The organism is Bacillus sp. ISL-41 (genome assembly GCF_018613235.1).
GTDB lineage: Bacteria > Bacillota > Bacilli > Bacillales > Cytobacillaceae > Mesobacillus.
In genome coordinates, this window is sequence record NZ_JAGGQP010000052.1 from 47,665 (window position 1) to 68,825 (window position 21,161).

21 protein-coding genes are annotated in these 21,161 nt (G+C 40.7%); 11 read left to right on the forward strand and 10 right to left on the reverse strand.

Annotation, left to right across the window (positions count from 1 at the left end):
- Positions 1-40: 40 nt before the first annotated feature.
- On the reverse strand, positions 41-880 hold the full coding sequence (locus tag J7I80_RS22240) for a formate/nitrite transporter family protein (protein ID WP_214741501.1): 840 nt from the start codon (positions 878-880) through the stop codon (positions 41-43).
- A gap of 183 nt (positions 881-1,063) precedes the next feature.
- Here J7I80_RS22240 and J7I80_RS22245 point away from each other — a divergent pair, with 183 nt between their 5' ends.
- The gene (locus J7I80_RS22245) at positions 1,064-1,666 is read left to right on the forward strand and encodes a PadR family transcriptional regulator (protein WP_214741503.1); all 603 of its coding nucleotides are present in this window, start codon (positions 1,064-1,066) and stop codon (positions 1,664-1,666) included.
- Between the two features lie 11 nt (positions 1,667-1,677).
- On the forward strand, positions 1,678-2,919 hold the full coding sequence (locus J7I80_RS22250; protein ID WP_214741505.1) for an MFS transporter: 1,242 nt from the start codon (positions 1,678-1,680) through the stop codon (positions 2,917-2,919).
- Positions 2,920-3,024: 105 nt separating this feature from the next.
- On the opposite strand, the gene aspA is transcribed toward J7I80_RS22250, so the two are convergent.
- Entirely contained in the window at positions 3,025-4,449 is a 1,425-nt protein-coding gene (aspA, locus tag J7I80_RS22255) for an aspartate ammonia-lyase (protein WP_214741507.1), read from the reverse strand.
- A 333-nt stretch (positions 4,450-4,782) separates the two neighbouring features.
- Here aspA and J7I80_RS22260 point away from each other — a divergent pair, with 333 nt between their 5' ends.
- The gene (locus J7I80_RS22260) at positions 4,783-6,084 is read left to right on the forward strand and encodes a MerR family transcriptional regulator (protein ID WP_214741509.1); all 1,302 of its coding nucleotides are present in this window, start codon (positions 4,783-4,785) and stop codon (positions 6,082-6,084) included.
- 112 nt (positions 6,085-6,196) lie between these two features.
- Complete coding sequence (locus tag J7I80_RS22265) at positions 6,197-7,090, forward strand: glycerophosphodiester phosphodiesterase (protein ID WP_214741511.1); 894 nt, start codon at positions 6,197-6,199, stop codon at positions 7,088-7,090.
- Positions 7,091-7,349: 259 nt separating this feature from the next.
- Here J7I80_RS22265 and J7I80_RS22270 read toward each other — a convergent pair whose 3' ends face one another.
- Entirely contained in the window at positions 7,350-7,970 is a 621-nt protein-coding gene (locus J7I80_RS22270) for a pyridoxamine 5'-phosphate oxidase family protein (RefSeq protein WP_214741513.1), read from the reverse strand.
- Positions 7,971-8,105: 135 nt separating this feature from the next.
- On the opposite strand from J7I80_RS22270, the gene J7I80_RS22275 reads away from it, so the two are divergent.
- Positions 8,106-9,185, forward strand: a complete 1,080-nt coding sequence (locus J7I80_RS22275; RefSeq protein WP_251027918.1) for an AbrB family transcriptional regulator — start codon at positions 8,106-8,108, stop codon at positions 9,183-9,185.
- A gap of 55 nt (positions 9,186-9,240) precedes the next feature.
- Positions 9,241-9,606, forward strand: a complete 366-nt coding sequence (locus tag J7I80_RS22280; RefSeq protein WP_214741517.1) for a hypothetical protein — start codon at positions 9,241-9,243, stop codon at positions 9,604-9,606.
- A gap of 117 nt (positions 9,607-9,723) precedes the next feature.
- Here J7I80_RS22280 and J7I80_RS22285 read toward each other — a convergent pair whose 3' ends face one another.
- Complete coding sequence (locus tag J7I80_RS22285) at positions 9,724-10,731, reverse strand: DUF3231 family protein (protein WP_214741518.1); 1,008 nt, start codon at positions 10,729-10,731, stop codon at positions 9,724-9,726.
- Positions 10,732-10,916: 185 nt separating this feature from the next.
- Here J7I80_RS22285 and J7I80_RS22290 point away from each other — a divergent pair, with 185 nt between their 5' ends.
- Positions 10,917-12,458, forward strand: a complete 1,542-nt coding sequence (locus J7I80_RS22290; protein WP_214741520.1) for a GGDEF domain-containing protein — start codon at positions 10,917-10,919, stop codon at positions 12,456-12,458.
- Complete coding sequence (locus J7I80_RS22295) at positions 12,451-12,939, forward strand: hypothetical protein (RefSeq protein ID WP_214741522.1); 489 nt, start codon at positions 12,451-12,453, stop codon at positions 12,937-12,939. Before J7I80_RS22290 ends, J7I80_RS22295 begins: the two co-directional genes overlap by 8 nt.
- A gap of 67 nt (positions 12,940-13,006) precedes the next feature.
- On the opposite strand, the gene J7I80_RS22300 is transcribed toward J7I80_RS22295, so the two are convergent.
- Together J7I80_RS22300 and J7I80_RS22305 are read right to left on the reverse strand one after the other, a co-directional pair.
- Positions 13,007-13,891 (reverse strand): hypothetical protein, encoded by an 885-nt coding sequence (locus J7I80_RS22300; protein ID WP_214741525.1) that lies wholly within the window; start codon positions 13,889-13,891, stop codon positions 13,007-13,009.
- A gap of 116 nt (positions 13,892-14,007) precedes the next feature.
- Positions 14,008-15,054: an ATP synthase beta subunit C-terminal domain-containing protein gene (locus J7I80_RS22305; protein ID WP_214741527.1), complete on the reverse strand. Its 1,047-nt coding sequence runs from the start codon at positions 15,052-15,054 to the stop codon at positions 14,008-14,010.
- 279 nt (positions 15,055-15,333) lie between these two features.
- Between J7I80_RS22305 and J7I80_RS22310 the strand changes: the two genes are divergently transcribed.
- Together J7I80_RS22310 and J7I80_RS22315 are read left to right on the forward strand one after the other, a co-directional pair.
- Positions 15,334-15,897, forward strand: coding sequence for a phosphate propanoyltransferase (locus tag J7I80_RS22310; RefSeq protein ID WP_214741529.1), 564 nt, complete (start codon positions 15,334-15,336; stop codon positions 15,895-15,897).
- Positions 15,898-16,112: 215 nt separating this feature from the next.
- Entirely contained in the window at positions 16,113-16,307 is a 195-nt protein-coding gene (locus J7I80_RS22315) for a CsbD family protein (protein WP_214741531.1), read from the forward strand.
- Positions 16,308-16,356: 49 nt separating this feature from the next.
- Here J7I80_RS22315 and pssA read toward each other — a convergent pair whose 3' ends face one another.
- Complete coding sequence (pssA, locus tag J7I80_RS22320; protein WP_192471565.1) at positions 16,357-17,052, reverse strand: CDP-diacylglycerol--serine O-phosphatidyltransferase; 696 nt, start codon at positions 17,050-17,052, stop codon at positions 16,357-16,359.
- 259 nt (positions 17,053-17,311) lie between these two features.
- On the opposite strand from pssA, the gene J7I80_RS22325 reads away from it, so the two are divergent.
- A complete protein-coding gene (locus J7I80_RS22325; RefSeq protein WP_192471566.1) occupies positions 17,312-17,782 on the forward strand; it encodes a DUF2062 domain-containing protein in 471 nt (156 codons plus the stop codon).
- A 122-nt stretch (positions 17,783-17,904) separates the two neighbouring features.
- Here J7I80_RS22325 and J7I80_RS22330 read toward each other — a convergent pair whose 3' ends face one another.
- The 3 genes from J7I80_RS22330 to J7I80_RS22340 all read right to left on the reverse strand — a co-directional run bounded on the left by J7I80_RS22330 (position 17,905) and on the right by J7I80_RS22340 (position 21,104).
- The gene (locus J7I80_RS22330) at positions 17,905-19,587 is read right to left on the reverse strand and encodes a glycoside hydrolase family 13 protein (RefSeq protein WP_214741533.1); all 1,683 of its coding nucleotides are present in this window, start codon (positions 19,585-19,587) and stop codon (positions 17,905-17,907) included.
- 199 nt (positions 19,588-19,786) lie between these two features.
- Positions 19,787-20,800 carry a LacI family DNA-binding transcriptional regulator gene (locus J7I80_RS22335; protein WP_214741535.1) on the reverse strand — a complete coding sequence of 338 codons (1,014 nt, stop codon included), beginning with the start codon at positions 20,798-20,800 and terminating at the stop codon, positions 19,787-19,789.
- A gap of 142 nt (positions 20,801-20,942) precedes the next feature.
- The gene (locus tag J7I80_RS22340; protein WP_214741537.1) at positions 20,943-21,104 is read right to left on the reverse strand and encodes a hypothetical protein; all 162 of its coding nucleotides are present in this window, start codon (positions 21,102-21,104) and stop codon (positions 20,943-20,945) included.
- Positions 21,105-21,161 lie beyond the last annotated feature (57 nt).

The following is a 21,161-nucleotide window of genomic DNA, read 5'->3' on the forward strand; positions in this document are numbered from 1 at the left end:
GTGACATAAAAATGGAACCTCTGCCTCAGAGGTTCCATTTTTATTTACTTGCTGCCCGTTTTTTTGCGCTTGCCTTTGAAAATTGATCCTCAGGCTGTGCAGCAGACTTTTTGAGGCTGTCTTTATAACTCATCCAATAAATCAAAGCTACGAAGACTCCACCGCCAACTGCATTGCCTAAATAAACGGGTACAAAATTGGCAAAGTATGCACCCCAGGTATAATATCCCGCAAAAATCGCTGCAGGGATGACGAACATATTTGCGACTACGTGCTGGAAACCTATTGCCACAAAGCCCATGATCGGGAACCAGATGGCCAAAACCTTCCCCGTCATGTCGGATGCCCCGTATGAGAGCCATACCGCTAAACCAACGAGCCAGTTACAGCCGATACCTGAGAAAAAAGCCGCCCAAAAACCAGCATCCAGTTTTGCGCCTGCTATAGCGACTGTTTTATCAAGATAAGGACCTGTTTCGGTCAAGCCGACAATATGTCCAAAAAAATAGGCTACAAATAGCGCACCTACAAAGTTACTGAGAGTAATCCAGAACCAATTTTTCAACAGCATCTTTACTGTTACTTTCTTCGCAAGACTGGCCATTGAAATGGCAGTCATATTCCCCGTCAGCAGCTCTCCTCCAGCAAGAAGGATCAGAATCAGGCCAAGAGGAAATACCGCTGCACCCAGGAATGTTCCAAAAGTACCCCACTCGTGCGGCAGATTTGCGATTACCCTGATATCCAACAAATATCCAATTGCAATAAAAGCGCCGCCCAGGAATCCCAGTGCCAGCATGTTTTTTACGGGCATAGCAGCCTTGTATGTCCCAGAATCAATGGTCACTTGAGCAATTTCCTGGGGTTTACGAAATGCCAATTCTAATTCCTCCTGTTCTTTAGATGCATTATTTCTTTTGGCTATTGAACATTTCTTTAATGCCTTATTTCCCCTTTGTCCAATAAAAAAACAGCGTTCTAATTCTTTTTGACATTTTTTTAAAATACACATATCATATTGATATATCAAAGTTATATATATATAACAAAAGGAGAAATGAACATGTCAATCGAACATTCGATCCTTGCAGTGATTAGCTTCCGTCCAAGTACTGGTTATGACATTAAAGCTGAATTCGAGCATAAAGCAGCAGGTCTTTACTGGGGTATGAGTTACGGCAGTCTCTATCCAAAACTTAAGAAGCTTGAAGAACAGGGTTATATCATCACCATTGAATCGGAAGCAGAAGGCCGCAAGAAAAGGCTTTACGAGCTGACCGGAAAAGGCTGGACAGAATTGGAAAGCTGGCTTGCCAGAAAGCCTGAACCTCCTTCCATAAAGGATGAGTTATTCATTAAAATGGCTGCCTGGCATAATGAAATGGATTTAAAGGTTCTGGCAGGGCATTTAAAAACAAGAGCGAACGATTCAAAGGAAATCTTAAGCTACATCAGAGGCTGGAAGCAAAATAATACATCATATATTAACAGTGTCGGAATGCTGGCAATTAGATACGCTGAGTTAAAACTCGAAGCGGAACTTCAATGGATAAAAGAATCACTTACCTTCCTGGAGAATGATGGACTTCCTGAAGGCCAAGACCCGAATAAACTTGGAGAGAAACAAATGGAGCGGAGAAAAGCAGCACTCAAAGAAGACCATTAGGAGGGTACAGTATGGATACCGGCGTTTTTAAACCGTTGAAAAATAAGGCTTTTCGTTCTCTTTTTGGAGCACAGGTATTTTCTGATTTGGGAAACTGGCTCGACTTTATTGCCATACAGGTTATAGTAGCCTATCATTGGGGCCTTGGCGAAGGAGCAATCGCTTCCGTCATAATCGTCATGGGAATACCATGGGTGATCATCGGTCCGCTTGCCAGTGTGTATGTTGACAGACTTCCGCAAAAGGTGCTGATGATATCATGTCTGTGGTTAAGAATTCTGTTTGTTGCTGGTTTGTTTTTCGCTCCCAACCTTTATGTAATGCTGCTTTTTGTATTCCTTAAGGCGACTGTAGCCGCATTGTATGATCCCGCAAGGCAAAGCGCGATCAGGCATACTGTTGCCGATGAGGAACTCCCTGAGGCTGTAACTTTGAGTCAGTTATCAGTCAATACAATGAAAATCATTGGCCCCGCCTTGGGTGGCGGCATCATTGCCCTTTACGGAGTAAAAAGTCCATTTATTTTTGAAGCAGCAGGTTTTTTGATCGCAATTGCGATATTATTCACACTGCCAAAAATTGAATCAGAAGCGGCTGGGCATTCACAAAATAAAAACTCATATATAGAAGATCTTACTGAAGGAATCCGGCATATTTTGTCAGCCAGGATTCTGAAAGCTGCAATCATCCTCTCCTCCATCGCCTTTTTCATTATCTTTCTTTATGACGGATTGTTTATCTTTGTTGCGCAGAACCTGGGATTTAGCGGGGAAGAGTTCGGCTTGCTTGTCAGTTCTGTTGGATTTGGCAGCGTTATTGGTGCACTTTTCCTCGGCCGGTATACTGCCTGGAAGAATAAGCCCATCCAGCTAATGGCCTCGGCTTCTGTGCTGAGTGGTATCTTGATCCTTATTATCGGAATCGGCGTGCTGGGGACATTTGAACTCCCTAAACTTTTGTGGATGGCTGGAGCTTTCTTGCTTGGACTTCTAGCTTCTGCAGAAGGTGTTCCATACGGTTATGTCCTGCAATCAGAAACACCCAAGAACATAATGGGAAGAGTATCGTCAGCAGCTGCCTCCCTGCAGACATTCTCCATGCTCGTCGCGCCTGCTGCGGGTGCATTTCTGGCGAAATCGATCGGTGTATCAGGCGTGCTGATAGGTGCAGGGATTGCCACCTTTTTTCTCGGGACAATCGCATTAGCTTTCCATTTAAGAAAAAACGAAAAAGTAAAAAGCCTTGAAGCATAGAAAAAACAGAGGCTGACCCCCATCGGATTAAATCTACTTCACAGCAGGTATAACAATAAAAGGGTGTCCCAAAAGCTTAAACCTCTTGGAACACCCTTTTCGCACTCAGTCTTTATTCAGCAATTCTTCCCCTGCTATACCAGGGTTGGTCATTTCATATGGGTTCAGAATCAAATCAAGCTCTTCTTCTGTAAGCACATCATAAGCAAGGCAAAGTTCCCGTACAGATTTTCCTGTCAGGATTGCTTCCCTTGCAATTCTTGATACCGCTTCATAACCAAGGTGCGGATTGACAGCGGTGATAATGCCTACACTTCTTTCCACATCTTTTTCGAGCTTCTCTTTGTTCGCTTCAATCCCTACGAGACAATGGTCAGTAAATACCTTAAAACCATTGTTCATGATGCTGATCGATTGGATCAAGTTGAAAATAAGCACTGGTTCCATGACATTCAACTCAAGCTGACCAGCTTCGGAAGCAAGACATATCGTATGGTCGTTTCCTATAACCTGGAAAGCAACCTGGTTGATAACCTCAGGCATGACCGGGTTCACCTTGCCAGGCATTATTGATGAGCCTGGCTGCCTTGATGGAAGGAAAATTTCGTTAAAGCCCACTCGAGGGCCGGAAGCCATCAATCGTAAGTCATTGGCTATTTTCGACATATTCATCATACAAACCTTCAAAGCAGCAGACACAGTTGTATAAGCATCGGTGTTTTGGGTTGCATCCACTAAATGATCAGCGTTCCTTAATGGATATCCGCTGATTTCTGAAAGGTGCCGGACAACATTTTTGATATATTTAGGATTGGCATTAAGCCCGGTCCCTACGGCCGTCGCTCCCATATTCACTTCAAACAGGTGACCGCGGGTATGCTTAATTCTGTCAATATCACGCCCGATTACCCTTGTATATGCTTCAAATTCCTGGCCGAGACGAATTGGCACAGCGTCTTGCAAGTGTGTCCTGCCCATTTTAATGACTGCATCAAATTCCCTTGCTTTCTGGGAAAATACATCCCGCATGATTTGCATTGTATCCAACAGCTTGTCCAGAAGCGACAGAACAGATATGTGCATCGCTGTAGGAAATGCGTCATTGGTTGATTGAGCCATATTTACATGAGAGTTGGGACTTAATGTGAAATAATCCCCTTTCTTCTCCCCAAGCAATTCCAGCGCTCGGTTGGCAATTACTTCATTCGTATTCATGTTGATGGAAGTTCCTGCGCCTCCCTGAATGGGATCCACGATAAATTGTTCATGCCATTGCCCCTGGATGATTTCATCAGCAGCTTTTACAATGACCTCCCCCAGGCCGCCGTAAAGCCTTCCTGTTTCCATATTGGCAAGTGCCGCTGCTTTTTTCACCATAGCCATTGCCTTTATAAGGTCACTGTGGATTCTGTATCCAGTGATCGGGAAGTTTTCAACCGCCCTTAAAGTTTGAATGCCATAATACGCATCCGCTAATACTTCCTTCGTACCCAAAAAATCCTTTTCAATTCGGACTTTAACCTCAGACATTTATCTACCCCTCCAAAAACCGTTAAATGATTGTATTGTTCTAAAGTATGTATTGAGGGCAAGCATTTTCCGACATTTTTTTGTTACTTTTAATCCCCCTTAGCCTTGAAATTGGCCTACATGACTATTGTAAATCAAAATGAAGAAATCATCACGATAAATGATAATTTGCTGAAGGAATGTTTGCGAACACTGTATGTTTTCAGGTTGTTATGCTGAAACAACACTACTTTTGATAGCTTTTGTCACCATGCAGGAAAACAGGAATGTTCTTGCTGAATTGTAATAGGACATTTAATTTTTCATAAACCAAAACAGAAAGGAATGTGCATGATGACTGACACTCAATTCATGAAGGCATATACAATCAAAGAGGTGTCCAAGAAAATTAATGTTCCGTCAGGCACCATTAGACAATGGGAAAAGGATCTTGCTGGGCTGCTGGTTGTTCCAAGAACGAAACAAGGCGCAAGATTCTATACGGATATCGAAATAGATCAATTGATGAAAATAAAACATATGCGCGACAAAAATCTGAGCAAAGATATGATTCGGGAGCTATTACAGAGACATATGAGTACTGATCCGTTTACCGAACAAGCTCAAAATGAAAACAGCCTTACAGTAAAAACAAACATGCCAGCACCTCCTCCGGAAGACAGCCAAAATGATTATGCCGCTTTTATGATGGCAATGGAACACTATAAGAAATCCCTCCTCGAAGAAGTCAAGGCAGAGATCAGAAATGGCATCCGAAAGGAAGTGTTGGAGGAAGTAAAGAAAGAAATCTCAAAAGGTACTCTTACAACCGTAAAAACACTTTCAGATTCTGTCTATAAAACAGGTGAAAAAACCAATGAACATATTATGGTGCTATCTGAAACGGTGGCCAAAAACTCAGAAGAAACTTCCGAACGTCTCGGAACCATATCATCAGAGCTTACGAATGTTTCGAAGGGCACTTCCGAAATCAGTACAAATCTAGCTAAGGTTTCAAAAGGCACAGCAGAGATGTTCGGCAAGCTTACTGATCGAGTAACGAAAGCTTCGCAGGGCACAACTAAAAAAATAGCTCAACTATCTGAAGATATCCAGAAGAACTCTAAAGGAACGACAGATACAATTACCAGGCTGACCGAGAGTGTTGCGAAGGTTTCAAAAGGTACTTCCGAGAAAATCAATGCCCTATCAGGAAGTATTTCGTATGTCTCAAAGGGCACTTCAGAACGCATCGCATCTCTAACTACCAGTTTGACTAAAACATCAAAAGGCACAAATGAAAAAATCAATAAGCTAGAAAGTACGGTGGATAAGCTATCTTCCGGCACAAATAAGGAATTGTCACTTTTGGCAAAACGCTTGAACGACACCACTGAGACGGTTTCCGAGGAATTTAAAATACTTGCGGATTATGTTTCAAATAGTCGTGAGGCAACAAACCAGGAGCTGTCGAATTTAAATCAGGTCATAAGTCAGGAACGAGATTATCTTGTCCGTACTCTCCAGTCTGAACGCGAAGAATTCCGCCGGGAAATCAGGGAGCGGGACGAAACATTTAAAAATATGGTCGATAGTTTCAGGGAAACCGCAGCTTCTAAACAATCCAAACGCAATTGGTGGAAGGTTTGGAAGTAGTTTTCATGTTCCTGACATATAACTTGTAAAGATGTAAATAATATTCACACTTAAGCACGCGCTTTTTTTCTCCGTAATAGCAATGGAAAACTCTTAGGAGGGACAATTGGAGATGGTCGGATATTTTCGCTGGGTGGCAATTGCATCATTGGTTATCTACTTATCAGGGGCGTCATCAGATTTTGTTACTGCGGAAATCTCCTCGGATTACGGGCAAATAAAGGCATTCAATATTTCTCACCGTGGGGCATCAGGCCATGTTCCCGAACATACACTTCTCGCTTATGAACTTGGGAATAGCATGAATGGCGATTACATTGAAATCGACCTTCAAATGACGAAGGATGGGGAATTGATTGCGCTGCATGACGAAACCATTGACCGGACCACGGACAAAAAGGGACTAGTCAAAAACCTTACTCTTAAGGAAATAAAAAAACTTGATGCAGGCTCATGGTTTAATGAAGCATATCCTGAAAAAAAGAATAACGAATATATGGGTCTTCAAATCCCTACCCTGCGTGAAGTGCTTGCCAGGTTCGGTGCAAATTCGAAGTTTTTCATTGAAACCAAATCACCTGAAGTCTATCCAGGAATGGAAGAAAAGCTAATAGGTATTCTGAATGAATATAATCTTATCGGTGCTCAGCCATTCGGTAATGTTATTGTTCAATCATTCAGTGCCGAAAGCTTGAGAAAAATACATCAAATGGATGAATCAATTCCACTGGTCCAGCTGTTGTCCTACTATGCTCCAGCGGTCATTACTGATCGTGAAGTGAATAAAATCAAAGACTATGCGGTTGGAGTCGGATTGCATTATACAGCAGTCAGCCCAGGGTATATTCAAAAAGTCACAGGATCTGATTTAATGATTTTCCCTTATACAGTCAATGAAAAGGAAGATATGGACATGCTGCTGGATTGGGGAGTTACAGGTATGTTCACCAATTACCCTGACCGGTTGGACGAAGTCATACAAGACAGATCACTCAGGAAGTCGTAATTTGATGATTGAAACAAAGCTGCCCTCTGGCAGCTTTGTTTTTGACCGTGCTTTTATTCATATATCAAAGATATTGAACGTACCCTAGGTAAAGTAAACCCTTTATAAGGGATTATTCGCTCTGAATCGTACCCTTGTGTGAACCAGGAACCCTCTATAAGGGTACGGTTCGCCCCTCCTAATCGTAACCTTATTCAAACTGCAATTTCCGCATAAGGGGATAGTGTTTAGAAGCGGAGGAGCTTAACCATATACCTCCTCAATAAAGCCTATTCTTATACCCTTCTTCCAATCTCAGCTCTATATCAGCTACTGATCCTTCAGGCATTTTTGAGTGTGCTGCCAGTATTTCAGCACCTTTTGGCAATGTTGATGGGTCAGCCCAGCGGTCAGGATTCCATAAGCCTGACCGCTTCAATGCCTTTCCACATTGTATATAGCATTCTTCAACTTCAACTACTATTCCCAGCAAAGGTTCCTTTCCGCCGGCTTTCATTCTTTCCAGAAGCTCTGGTTCCCTTGTCAAGCTGGCCTTTCCGTTTACTCTTAATGTCTCAAGCATCCCCGGAATTATAAATAATAGTCCTACCCTCTCATTTGATAGAATATTTTTCAATGAATCCATTCTCTTATTGCCGGGTCTCTCCGGAATCACAATCCGGTTTTTGTCCAGAACAAGCACAAAACCAGGCGCATCTCCCCTCGGAGAAGCGTCTGTATACCCTTTTTCGTCAGAGGTAGATAAGACAAGAAACGGGGATTGCGATATGTAATTACGGCAATGTTCATCTACCATTGAAATAACCTTCCGTTTGGCCAACTCGCTTGGCTCTCCAAATAATGTTCTTAATTCTTCAAAGCTACTAATTTCGTGACTCATTACATCATCTCCCAGAACAGTTTATAATCTATATTTTAATGCAAATATACCAATCCTGCTTTTAACTGATAAATATAATGTGCTAGGATGGTATTACCACATTTTGGAGCAATCATTTATTTAGAAGGTGCAGCATTGAAAAAGAGCTTACGTAATAATTCATTTCTAACAGCATTTTTGATAGCTTTGGCTGGCGGCCTGGTGTTTTCATTCCTATCCATTCCAGTTCCCTGGCTCCTCGGGCCAATGTCGGCAATTTTGATCGCTAATCGCTTTAAAGGAATTTCATTATATTGGCCCCGCGCATTAAGGGATACAGCATTAATTCTGATCGGGTACTCTATCGGCCTTTCGTTTACACGCTCATCTGTTGAGAATATGGCCGAAAACCTTCCGGCAATGCTGTTCATGACAGTGATTCTCGTGGCGTCTGCTGCTTTAATTTCCAAAGTGATTTCACTGATATCTGGAGTAGACTATCCAACGGTATTGACCGGGAGCATTCCAGGCGGATTGTCACAAATGATTATTTTTGCAGAAGAAATGAAGGGAATCAATATTACAACGGTCACCTTCCTTCAGGTCTCCAGATTATTGATGATTGTTTTCGTCGTACCTTTTATCATATTCGGTCCAGTTTTCAATATTAGTCATACGAACACAGAATTGGCTGGTTCAGCACAATTCGATTTTGAACCAATAATGCCTGTTGTATTTTTGATAGTGTGCATCCTTGGAGTGTTGATCGGTAAAAAGCTCCGCCTGCCTACTCCATTTTTACTTGGCCCCATATTAGGCACAGGTTTCTTGACATATGCCGGCCTTACCGGTCCAACACTGTCATCCTCCGTCATGGATGCATCACAGCTAATGATAGGCGGATATATCGGCATGCTTTTAAAGCCTGAGAAATTAGAGAGGAAATCGTTAACGATCACTCTTGCATTGTGTAGTGGGTTCCTGCTTGTCATGGAATCCCTGTTGTTAAGTTTCTTTTTATCAGACGCTTTAAATATCAATATCGTTACAAGTTTTCTCAGTTTGGCTCCGGGTGGAATGGATCAGATGGGCATCATTGCACATGAGGTCAATGCTGATTTATCCATTGTTTCGGGATTTCAGCTATTCAGGCTGTTCTTTATCTATTTTGCAGTACCTCCGATATTAAGATGGTATTTCAAACGAAAAATAAACAGGAATGAGGATTCTCTTTGAGATTCCCGGGTATATTAACTAACATCTGAAAAAATGCTTAGTTGGAGGTATGAAATTGAACCTATCTTTTAACCACTTGCTAAATAAAGCAAAAACAACTCTCAATCATGCATTTGGCCACGCCAAGGAAACCCTATATTCCATCACGGGTACATCCTCAGCGTCAGTCCAGCAAATAGCAGATTACATCAGCAGTCATCCGGATGCAAAGGTTGTAAGGAAAGAATACTTAGGGTTTACGATATCATTTTATGAACTCACCCAGGGTGAGATGAGATACTATCTAGAATTAAAAAACGAAAAAATTCTACAGCTTGATGTGCATTCACATAATCACACTGTGATTGCATACCGTTCATACCGGGATAATTCATCGGTAAATACGCCGGTAAAATTTCCTGATTTACAAAATGCGAAATAGTATCTATCCAAGGTGGATATGGTCATTAAGCCTGAAACAGATAGTTGAAACTAAATGTGTATTCACCGCAAAAAAATAAGAGGATGTCCCTAAGCCATCAAAGGGACATCCTCATATTTAATTCAATCCAGACAGCTGATTCCGATCGTCAGCCATTGGTGGTTCCTCCAGCCAAGAATTTTGGATCATAATATTGGCCCCATCCTCTGCATACAGGGCTATCTCAGGAATCAGCGAAGCATATTTCATCCCTATATCCTTTCGCGGACTTGCAGCCATGGCGGCTCCATAGTTCCCAATCCCTGCGGCAATCATGGCGGAAATATGAAATAAGATGAGCTTATCTGAAAAAACCTGAGTTGTACTGTCTGTTACAGCGGCATCCCAAAACATTGGAGCTGGAATATCATTGTTCTTGAGGATGTCACTAAACAAGTCGACATGTTTTTGAGCGATTTTCTTCCCTCTCTGCAAATATGCCTTGACCTCTTTGTCCTGCGCCACTTGCATGAATCCCATGATTAATGCTTTCCCTATTTGGTTTGTTTGTATATTCATAAATAAATGAGTGATTTCAACTGAGGTCAGTGCACGTCTCCTGCTTTTGATTCCGGAAAGGAATTTTTGTTTCTCAACAAAGTCAACCTTATCCGGAACTGAAATATAAGGCGGCCTGATATAAGTCCCTTGTTCCAGCATTAACTCCCTCGTCGAATCCTGGAGACCGGCCGCAGATTTCAAAACACTTTTATGCAGCGATATCACATCCGAGCGAGTTCCAAGGCCAATTGCCGCACAATTTGCTGTCATTCCGAGTATCGACATATGTCTGAGATACATCAAGACAAAAGTATCTGAGAAAAGCCGTGGTGCGTGGATATTCACATCTTTCTTAGTGAAACCAACTGGGCAGGGAAAGTCTTCACGATCGAATATCTCCTTTAAAAGAGAGATATTTTTTTGTGATGCGCCAATAGCAAACTCAACAATTTCTTTAACCTTTTTGTCGTCTACGCTGTTCATAAAATAGCTTAATACACAAACTGAGACTGTATCGTTTATATATTGTGTCCACAAACTAGACATTTCTGCGGCAGTCAGCCGGATTTTTGTCTTGTCCTCCATCTACACACCTCAATATACTGATGATACATTTATCTTTCCATAACCGGCCAAATTTTATTTAGTTACTATTTGAACTTTTCCCCTTTTATAATCAATAGCATGGATGATTTTATTCCTGCCACAGATAAAACAGTCTATGATTTTTTCAAAAAAATAGTAAAATGGATATAGGATTCAAATTAGGAGTGAGCAAGCTGGATGCTATTATAATATTAATCATTGCGGCTGTTAGCGTATCACTGACAGTCAATTTAATCAGATTCCATGTAAGCGCTTTTCTGAATCAATTGCTCTTCTCTGTCTCATCATTGATCGTTATTGAGCTTTCTGTTTATCTGAATGGAATTGATCATTTAAAATGGAGTATCTTATTATTTATCGCGACAGCCGGTTATTCCTTTAAATTAAAAGGAGGTATTTTAGCAGCCATATTCAGCATGCTTCTCGTTTTTTTACAAACAGAAGGAGCTGCTTTAGTTCTTTTGCCGGTATATTTGCTAATCGGGACGATTTCCGGCTTTATCTCACAATATTTACTGAATAAGAAAAAAGATCATAATCGCTGGCTCAATATGCTTATGGAGCAATCAAAGCATTTACAAGTCTTTCGAGAAGTGAGTACAACGATGCAGCGCACCCTGCAGCAGGATTTACTTTTAAAAGTAATCCTGACATCTGTTACCGCCGGTCATGGCCTTGGCTTTAACAGAGCAATGATTTTCCTTGCTTCTAATGAGGAAAAGTCGCTTAAAGGGATCGTAGGTGTTGGCCCTATGGATGTGAGGAAAGGCTATGAAGTTTGGGAAAAGATTTCAGAAAACAGGTTAAAGCTCAGCGATTTAATTGAACACAATTTTGACAGCAACTTTACCGACCCGGAACTGAATGCTCTTTTGCGTTCATTGGAAATCCCAATTGATGAACATAATGTGTTCGGATTAGCGCTGTCAAGGCAAAAACCAGTTATAGTCAAGGGCATCCAGAAAGAGGATACCTCACAAGTTTTAATCTTTGAATTGTTCCAAACTGAGGAGTTTGCAGTGATTCCGCTGATTAACCAGGGAAAGAATATTGGGATCCTTCTTATTGATAATATTGTTAATAAGAGACCTATTACATTGATGAATACAGAAGATATCCTCCCTTTGGCTAACCAGGCGGCGATTGCACTTGATCATGCGAATCTCTATGAGCAGATCGAGGAAATGGCTTTGCGGGACGGGTTGACCGGTCTTCTTAACCAGCGGGCATTCCAGACAATTCTTAATGAACATTTTCCGATTGAAGGAGAAGGGGCAGTTCCCCTTTCGTTAATCATATTTGATATCGACTTCTTTAAAGTTTTCAATGATAAAAATGGTCACCTGCTTGGAAATGAAGTCTTGATGAAGCTGGCGAGAGTAATTGAGGGTTCATTAAGACCAGGAGATTTTTCCTTCCGTTTTGGCGGAGAAGAATTTGTTGTCCTTCTTTCCGGAACCAATTTGGAACAAGCTGAAATTATTGCTGAAACCATTCGTTTGAACGTTGAAAAGACAAGCTTTCCCGGGGAAAAAGCTCAGCCCAATGGCACTTTAACTGTGAGTGTTGGAACAGCTTGTACAGACCATTCTGCCATTAAAAGTAAAAATGAGTTAATTGAAGCCGCCGACCAGGCCCTTTACAAAGCTAAAAATGCAGGCAAAAATACAGTAGTTTCTTTTAAGGAGTTCGTGAGCATTGATTGAACTGGCATTGATTCTGGCATCCCTATTCTTTTTCTTGGTTTCCGCTTTGACTAGCAGGCCATTGTACAATCTATCGCAGAAATATTATTCCAAACGGGTAACCGCACATTATGGATTCAAGGTTTCAGACCTGCATTATTCCTATGATCAAATGATCTACTTTATCTCACTGCCCACTACATTGCCATATATCAAGGATGCGTTGAAGGAAGATTTGGTTATTGAACAAGATTATTCATCTTATTTTTTTCCTCTTTTAAAAGGAATCAAAATCTCATTAAAGCAACATGGGACAAAGTTGTACATTGCCTATTTGCCAATTGGCAGCTTTCGTCTGCCACATCTTGATAAATTGCAGCAGGAAGGCACCATTGATGAACACACATATTTAAGAATCAGCACCAGTAAGCTGCTCCATCGTGACACTTTGCAGGAAGTGCGCGAAGAAGTTTACAAGCAGTTGCAGGTGGGCCGCTACTAGAGATAAAAGAGCCAGCATTATGTAATGAACTCCATAAGTTAAAAACTAATCCTGGAGAACATGTACATTATATGCTGGCTCTTTTGATTTCCTCGATATTCGCTTTCTCATTTTGCTTTGGCACATCTTTATAAATCCACCTTTTTAATAAAACAGCCCAAAAAATCATCGAAAAATGGATTGCATTATTGATAACAAAATGTCGGAAATTTTGTTTCGCAATCCCTGTTCGTAAAACCATTATATCCATAATCTGTGTAAAACCAAAAGATCGGCATATCCCTTTCCAGCCGCTGTTATCCTTAATGATCAATGTTGTTGCCGCAGATAAAATAAACGAATAGATTGGTGCTATTTTAAAATGTTCTTCCCAACTATGCCATTTTTCCAGACCAAATCTAAATTTCCTGAATATCGACAAAGAATACATCAAGTTCAGCCCATTGACCAGCACGCCAAGGAATAGTGAGCTGAAATGAAAAATAGGTGTCCCAAGCCTAAGCTGTTGATACCAAAAATCAATGATGTAAAAGAATATAGGAATGAGAGTCACCGTATATCTCGTCTTCCACCAATTATTTTTATGAATTCCCATAAACAAGAAAAGCTTCTCAACCAGTCCGAAAAACATAGCGAATAAGAACTTGCCCTTCCATCCAACTTTAAAAGCTGTAAGGAAAATAGCGGTAAAGGGAACAAATACAGCCTGGGACATAATCGCACCAAAAAAATTATCCAAATCCTTATTCTTGAACAACTTCGGCTTGTAACGATAAGCTTTCAAATGACTTAAAATAAAGTATTCAAAAATAAAACAAATGCCCATACCGGATAAAAGAGTAATGAACAGCAGCTTGCGGTCTTTTCTCTTATAAAAAGTATAGATCAATAAAGAAGAGTGGATGAAAAGGAGGACGAAAAACGGCAAATAATGCTTTTTGTTCCTGTTCATACAGAACCTTCCACCTTTCGTGATTGAATATCTCTTTTAAGGTTGACTGATTCATAATGTATTATTCAAAAGAAAATGGAGTGAAAATAGCCCAGTCACCTGACTGGGCTGATATATCACTTTAAATTTCCAATAAAATTGAGTGTATCTGCACTTGCTATACTCGAAGGATTATCAAGAATTTTTTTAACATCATTCAAGGTGTCCTGGAGCTTTACAAACTCTCCCTTCTTGCCAGTAAAAGCTTCGGCAACAAAGAATGGCTGAGTCAGATAGGCTTCCAATTTCTCCCCCTGCTGATAAATTTGCGATTCTGAGGCTGGCAGGCGCCCGATACCATGGACATTGACAATCGAACGCAATTCTCTATACCTGCGTAAAAGCTTTTGAGCTCTCTGTTGAATGCTGTGATGTACAGGGTCTAAATAGGACCCTTCTAAGATGGAGGAAGTGGAGTAGATTGGGTTGACTGCAGGGTACTTATGGCGAGCTGCAAGATCCGCATCAAATTGCCACAAAGTATCAAGTGGCCCATACGGAAGGTCCTCATCGACAGTCTCACCTTTTAAGTCTATCAGGAAAGTAGTTACACTGCTGACTCCTTTGTCATCAAAGGTTTCCTGCAAAGTGAACATCTCGCCTGATATGACATAAGACCTGTCGACTGTAAATGCATAATCTTTTTCTATACCTTCTCTAAGCATGATCTTAAATGTCTCTTCAATATTGTTTGTAACATAATCAACGTCTTCCAGAACATCTTCTAACTCAGGGTGATTCCCTGAAGGTTTAATGAGGATGGTCACATACCCTTCTCGTTTCATTCGATATAACATTTCTGCGAGCACCACTAACTGCCCCATCCCCGGCCTTGCAACGAGCCCAACGGTTCCCCCTTTTGAAATTGGGGCAAATAGATCCAAAGTTTTTATGCCAGTTTCTATCATTTCCACACTCTCCCCTCTTAAAATCAGTTCATCCAAACTGCAGCCAGCAAGTTCTGCAAGAGCTACTATTGTCCGTACCTCTGCCCTCCCGACCGGTATTTTACCGGTAGATAAATTCGAAACGGTTGCAGGTCTAAGGCCAACTGACTTAGCTGCTGACGTCAAATTTGGAACCTTTTTTCTAAGTAACGCTACATTCAATCTAATATTTTCCATTAATTCCACCTCCTTACTTTTGATAGTAATTTACTTTACTTTAAAAAGCAATTAAAATTGCTTCATAAAGTAATTTTAATTTCCTTGAAAAGAGTGTTTATTGCAGAACGCAGGGTAAACTAATTTAAAACAAAGGCAGATTTCGCTTCATTTCTTGCTTTTAGGATAAATACAGTTCCCGCTTCTTTGATCTGCCGAACTGTTTTTGAAAATGCAAGGCGAAGCAACAAAATTTACGAAACAGAGAGAAAACAAACAAAAGTTAAAAGGAGAGATTGTATGATTCCAATCGGTGTATCAAACCGGCATATTCATTTGAAAAGAGAGGATTTAAATCAGCTTTTTGGTAAAGGATATCAGCTCACGACAGCTAAAGAGCTTTCACAGCCGGGGGAATTTGCAGCCAATGAAACAGTTAGGGTCCTTGGTCCAAAAGGACAATTTCCGGAGGTCAGGATACTTGGTCCTCTGAGAAAGTTCACCCAGCTTGAAATTTCCAGGACTGATTCCTATTCGCTTGGTGTAAAAGCACCATTAAGGGCTTCAGGGAATATCGAAGGAACTCCGGGTATAAAACTTGTCGGGCCAAAAGGAGAACTGGAAATACAGGAAGGCGTCATTATTGCGGAACGGCATATACATATGACAACTGGAGACGCTTCCAAGTTTAATGTGAAAGATGGAGAGTATGTAAGTGTTAAATGTAACGGAGAAAGAAGCTTAACCTTCAATCAGGTTCTCATAAGGGTAAGAGATTCCTACGCTCTCGATATGCACATTGATACAGATGAAGCGAACGCAGCAGGTTTGCGAACGGGAGACCATGTTGAAATAGTTAAATAATCGTGGCCTGCAACCTTGCCACGTATGTCGACTTTAGGCTGCATTTCGGCTGTTTTTTCTTTCCTATCCATTTCTATCCGCCATTCTCTTGATGATGGATAGACTATTAAAGTCATTTAGATTTAGATTTACGCCTCTCAACGCTCTGAAAGTTTGCGTTGATTAGTTCAGGGTATAAAAGAATATACTCAACTCAAATAAAGGAGGCCATAATCATGAATGACAAACAAACAAAAGGCGCATTTGACCAGGTAAAAGGTGAAGCTAAAAAGCAATTCGGAAAGCTTACCGACAATGAATCGATGGAAGCAGAAGGCCGCCTTGATAAAGGAAAAGGAAAACTAAAAGAAACAGCTGGCGAGATGAAAGAAGATGTTTCCCGCGCTTTAAACGACTCGTCAAGAGATTAATAACACCGTATAAAAAAGCCTTTGCTGGACAGCAAAGGCTTTTTGTATGCTAATCAATATTATTTTTATTTTTCCCCTTCACGAAACGATAGGCCAAATACGCAACATATAGTGGTGTTGCAATATATATTAAGTATGGGAATTGGCTGTAGGTCCCTTTCCAGATAACGAACAGCAAAGAACCAAGGAAAATTGTCACGATTGTTCCATATTTCGGGAGCGGTACTTCCTTAAAGCTTGGAATTCTTATTCTGCTCACCATCAGGAAGCTCAATGCCGTAAAGACGACAGTAGTGACGATATTAGGGATCAAGTCTCCAAATAAAGTAAGGATCGCCATGATTCCGCCCGCAGCAGTAATAGGAACACCAATAAAGTAATTAAGCGATGATTTATCGGTACTGATATTGAACCTTGCCAGGCGATAAGCACCGAATAAAGGGAAAAGCCCTGCTACCAATAAACCCCACAGTCCAAATTGATAGAAGTATGTATAGTAAACCAGAAAAGACGGTGCTACCCCGAATGTAACAATATCCGCAAGTGAGTCTAATTCTTTGCCGAGCTGGCTGTCCGCTTTAAGCATCCTCGCCAGTCTTCCGTCCATGCTGTCCAGCATCATGCCGATCAAAATTAAAATGGCTGCATTGTTAAATTGGCCATTTGCCGCAAATCCGATTGATAGAAAACCACAATACAGATTCCCAAGTGTGAACATATTGGGGATCATTTTTGTAAACCGCATCAGTTGTCATCACTCTCCGAACCTTTTTCATATTTTGCTTATGCCTATTTTTACCCCAGCCACCTAATAATCATGTTTATTTTATTAGAGAATCGCCGAAAATATAGTTTAACTATATCATTTTTTCTCCTTCTGGATAGAGGTTAACAAGAAAAAATCCTCTCCGAAAATCGTATATCGTACCGCTTTGGAATAAATATGTCAAAAAGGCTATTAAAATGATTCATCAAATTGTATACTAATTTGGGGCTGGTGAATTATGATCAATACAAACTTGCGCAGATTTAAATTCCTTCTTATAAAATTATTCAGAATCAAAGAGAACGCACATAATGTGTCTTTGGGGTTTACCCTGGGATTTTTAATCCACTTTATCCCTTCATTCGGAATGGGCCCTATTCTCTCGACCGTTGGTGCCAAACTCTTTAAAGGAAATCCGGTAGCTGGATTCATTAGCGGTGTCGCACTCATCTGGCTTTTCCCATTTTTATTTTATTTGAATGTACTTGTTGGTGAGACCCTGTTTCCTTATGGGATCTTCCCCTCAGCAGCGGGTATGCCTACTCATGGTTTAGATGCCGGAATCCATTTAGGGGCTGTCTTTTTCATTGGCATGATCATAAATATCATTCTTTTCGGGATGTTCGTTTACTATATCATTTATACAATCATGAGAAAATATCGTTCAAACTTCCTTGCTTTAGTTAAGAAGTGGGAAATAAAAAAATAAGGAATGAAGTACATTGTTTTTGTTCCATTCCTTAAGAAGACTTCGATGAATTCATTCAACTGATCGTCGGGGAAATAGAACTAATTAAAAAGGCTGCAAATTTTGCAGCCTTTTTTCTTTGTTTAACCCTCGATCAGATATACGATTGCTTCATATGGCCTCAAGGATATTACAGAACCGTACCCTTCGCCTGCTTCGTAATTTGAGATCAGGATTTCATTTTTCTTTCCTTGCAGCTCAACAGGTACTGCAAATCCTTGCTCCTCATCAGTGAAATTCAATAGAACAAGTAATTTTTGAGACTCGAGTGTTCTTGTATAAACATAAATACTCTCATCCTCAGGAACCAGGATGTCGTATCTGCCATGGACAATTATCGAATGCTCTTTCCTTAGTTGGATTAGCTTCCGATAATAGTGGTAAATGGAATTTTCATCAGCAACTGCCTGCCTGGCATTAATCTCGGTATAGTTTGGATTAACCTGTATCCATGGGGTGCCTGCAGTAAATCCTCCATGCTCGCTTTCATCCCACTGGAAAGGAGTACGTGCATTGTCTCTTCCTTTTACATAGATGGACTCCATTACTTTCGCTGGATCTTCCCCATTTTGGTTTACTTTTTCATTATACATATTAAGTGTTTCTATATCTTTATAATCACCGATAGAATCAAAACGGACGTTGGTCATCCCGATTTCTTCGCCCTGATAAATGTATGGCGTTCCTTTTAGCATATGGAGGAATGTAGCCAGCATCTTAGCAGATTCACTTCTGTATTGCTGGTCATTCCCGAACCTCGAAACCATTCGCGGCTGGTCATGATTGTTCAGGTAAAGGCTGTTCCAACCGATTTCCTCGAGACCTGTTTGCCATTTTGTAAAGTTATTCTTTAGGTCAGTAAGCTCAAGAGGCTTAAGGTCCCATTTCCCGCCCGGGCCAGAATCCAGGTCCACGTGCTCGAATTGGAATACCATATTCACTTCGTTTCTGGATTCATCTGTGTAAAGCTTGGCTTGCTCAACATTCACACCAGGCATTTCACCAACGGTCATCACATTATAATCAGCAAGAGCCTCTCTGTGCATTTCTTGAAGGTAGTCATGTATTTTCGGTCCGTTCATAAAATGTCTGCTTCCAGACACATATTTCTTCCCATGAAGATTTGGCGCATCAGGAAGGCCATCTACTTTAGAGATGAAATTGATGACATCCATCCTGAATCCATCAATCCCTTTGTCCAGCCAGAATTTCATCAAATCATATACTTCCTGGCGAAGTTTTGGGTTTTCCCAGTTTAAATCAGGCTGCTTTTTACTAAAGATATGCAAGTAATACTCATCAGTATTTTCATCGTACTGCCATGCTGAACCGCTGAAGGTGGATTGCCAGTTATTCGGTTCCTTGCCATCTTTACCAGGTCTCCAAATATAATAATCCCGATAAGGATTATCTTTCGATTTTCTGGATTCAACAAACCATTGATGTTCATCAGAGCTATGGTTAACGACCAGGTCCATGATCAGCTTCATTCCTCTGTCATGCATCTCTTTTAATAAAAGCTCCCAGTCTGCCATCGTTCCGAAGTCATCCATGATTTCCCGATAATCACTGATATCATATCCATTATCATCATTAGGAGACTTGTATACTGGAGAAAGCCAGATCACATCTACTCCCAGATCTTTTAAATAATCAAGTTTCGAAATTATGCCAGGGATATCTCCAATACCATCACCATTGGAATCCATGAAGCTTCTAGGGTATATTTGATAAATGACTGATTCCTTCCACCAATGCTTTTTCATGAAAATCACTCCAAATTAGTTTCTATTATATAGTAGGCTCTTATCGTAAACTTAGTTGCTATGACGAATATTATTTTTTTCCTCTATTCTTGACACGCTTCATTAGAGTCTCAATGAGAACTAGAAGTATGGAGAAGATAGGATGAGTTTCAAAAGCAACAATTAATTCAGAGTACTAACCTTGGTAAACGTTTACGTATCAGGTGAATATAATTCTCTTAACACTTTCCCGCTCAACTACTGAGTGAGGCATTATTCTGCTCTCAACCCTTTTTCCTTGCTCCATCATCGTAAAAAGCATTTCTGCCGCTACCATTCCCATTTCTTCCAAAGGCTGAGCTACGGTTGTAAGCGGTGGTATCGCCATTTCCGCAATCGGCAAGTTATCGTAGCCAATAATAGAAAGATCGTCTGGTATTTTAACTCCAAGTTTATATGCAGAAGATATAGCACCCAGGGCCAATGCGTCACTGGCTGCAAAAACAGCAGTCAAATCGGGGGACTGCTCAAGGAGCTTTGGCAATCCATTAAAACCATCTTTAAACGAAAATCCTTGTGAATAAATTATATTTTTATCGTTTATGTCATGTCCTTTTGACGCTATCGCTTGCTTATAACCATCTATGCGCGGCTGGCCAGCTATGATATCCTCTTTATTCCCGCTGAGCATACCAATTTTACTATGCCCCATTTTCACTAGATAATCAGTAGCAGTGAAAGCTGCGTGCTTATCATCAACCTTTACGAAAGGCAAAGGATATTGATAAGATTCAGTCGAGATCAGGACGACTGGTATTTGCATTGATTCTAGAGTGTTATAATACTCCTCCGTAATGATTTCACTGACAAACAGGATACCATCTACTCTTTTCTCGGTTAAAAGCTGTAAATATTTCATCGTTCTCTGTCCATGTGATGCCGTATTGCACACAATGACACTCGACCCATGATGGTGGGCTGCTTCTTCCACACCGCGAAGGATTTTTGAAGAAAATTGGCTCGAAACTTCAGGAAATAAAATTCCTACAGTATTAGATTTTTTACTGATTAAACTACGGGCAAATGCATTTGGCTGATATCCAAGCTCTTTAATGGCGTTAAGGACTTTTTCTTCAGTCACTTTTGAAAAGCCGCTCTGCCCATTGAGAACCCTTGATACGGTCGCAATCGAGACATTTGCAAGTTTTGCTACGTCTTTTATTGTATAACTCATTAACAATCAAACCCTTTACGTAAACGTTTACGTTTCTTTTTTTATAATATTACCCTTTCCGCTGAATATCAAGCCAATTGGGTAAAAAGTTCATAGATTGACCTAACATAAAAAACTTGAAGGACAAAGCCTTCAAGTTCACTTAGTTTTTCTGTTGATTTTCTTCCTTTACTTTTGCCGGCATTGGTCTTACATCGGTAGTAATACCGGTTAATACGTCTCGGTCAAATTTACTGTAATCTTCCCCCATACCTGGCAAAGTGTTAGCCATTGGCAGCTGTTCAAGCTCTTTTCCTCTTGGCAATGTAGACACCTCCTGCTTTTAAAGTTCCTCATTTCGCTCGAACTAACACAGATAATT

What these genes read in the sequence shown, in the direction of transcription:
- J7I80_RS22245 (WP_214741503.1), top strand. Translation starts at nt 1,064, where the DNA reads ATGTCAATCGAACATTCGATCCTTGCAGTGATTAGCTTCCGTCCAAGT.
- J7I80_RS22250 (WP_214741505.1), top strand. Translation starts at nt 1,678, where the DNA reads ATGGATACCGGCGTTTTTAAACCGTTGAAAAATAAGGCTTTTCGTTCT.
- aspA (WP_214741507.1), bottom strand. Translation starts at nt 4,449, where the DNA reads ATGTCTGAGGTTAAAGTCCGAATTGAAAAGGATTTTTTGGGTACGAAG.
- J7I80_RS22260 (WP_214741509.1), top strand. Translation starts at nt 4,783, where the DNA reads ATGACTGACACTCAATTCATGAAGGCATATACAATCAAAGAGGTGTCC.
- J7I80_RS22265 (WP_214741511.1), top strand. Translation starts at nt 6,197, where the DNA reads ATGGTCGGATATTTTCGCTGGGTGGCAATTGCATCATTGGTTATCTAC.
- J7I80_RS22270 (WP_214741513.1), bottom strand. Translation starts at nt 7,970, where the DNA reads ATGAGTCACGAAATTAGTAGCTTTGAAGAATTAAGAACATTATTTGGA.
- J7I80_RS22285 (WP_214741518.1), bottom strand. Translation starts at nt 10,731, where the DNA reads ATGGAGGACAAGACAAAAATCCGGCTGACTGCCGCAGAAATGTCTAGT.
- J7I80_RS22300 (WP_214741525.1), bottom strand. Translation starts at nt 13,891, where the DNA reads ATGAACAGGAACAAAAAGCATTATTTGCCGTTTTTCGTCCTCCTTTTC.
- J7I80_RS22305 (WP_214741527.1), bottom strand. Translation starts at nt 15,054, where the DNA reads ATGGAAAATATTAGATTGAATGTAGCGTTACTTAGAAAAAAGGTTCCA.
- J7I80_RS22310 (WP_214741529.1), top strand. Translation starts at nt 15,334, where the DNA reads ATGATTCCAATCGGTGTATCAAACCGGCATATTCATTTGAAAAGAGAG.
- J7I80_RS22315 (WP_214741531.1), top strand. Translation starts at nt 16,113, where the DNA reads ATGAATGACAAACAAACAAAAGGCGCATTTGACCAGGTAAAAGGTGAA.
- pssA (WP_192471565.1), bottom strand. Translation starts at nt 17,052, where the DNA reads ATGCGGTTTACAAAAATGATCCCCAATATGTTCACACTTGGGAATCTG.
- J7I80_RS22325 (WP_192471566.1), top strand. Translation starts at nt 17,312, where the DNA reads ATGATCAATACAAACTTGCGCAGATTTAAATTCCTTCTTATAAAATTA.
- J7I80_RS22330 (WP_214741533.1), bottom strand. Translation starts at nt 19,587, where the DNA reads ATGAAAAAGCATTGGTGGAAGGAATCAGTCATTTATCAAATATACCCT.
- J7I80_RS22335 (WP_214741535.1), bottom strand. Translation starts at nt 20,800, where the DNA reads ATGAGTTATACAATAAAAGACGTAGCAAAACTTGCAAATGTCTCGATT.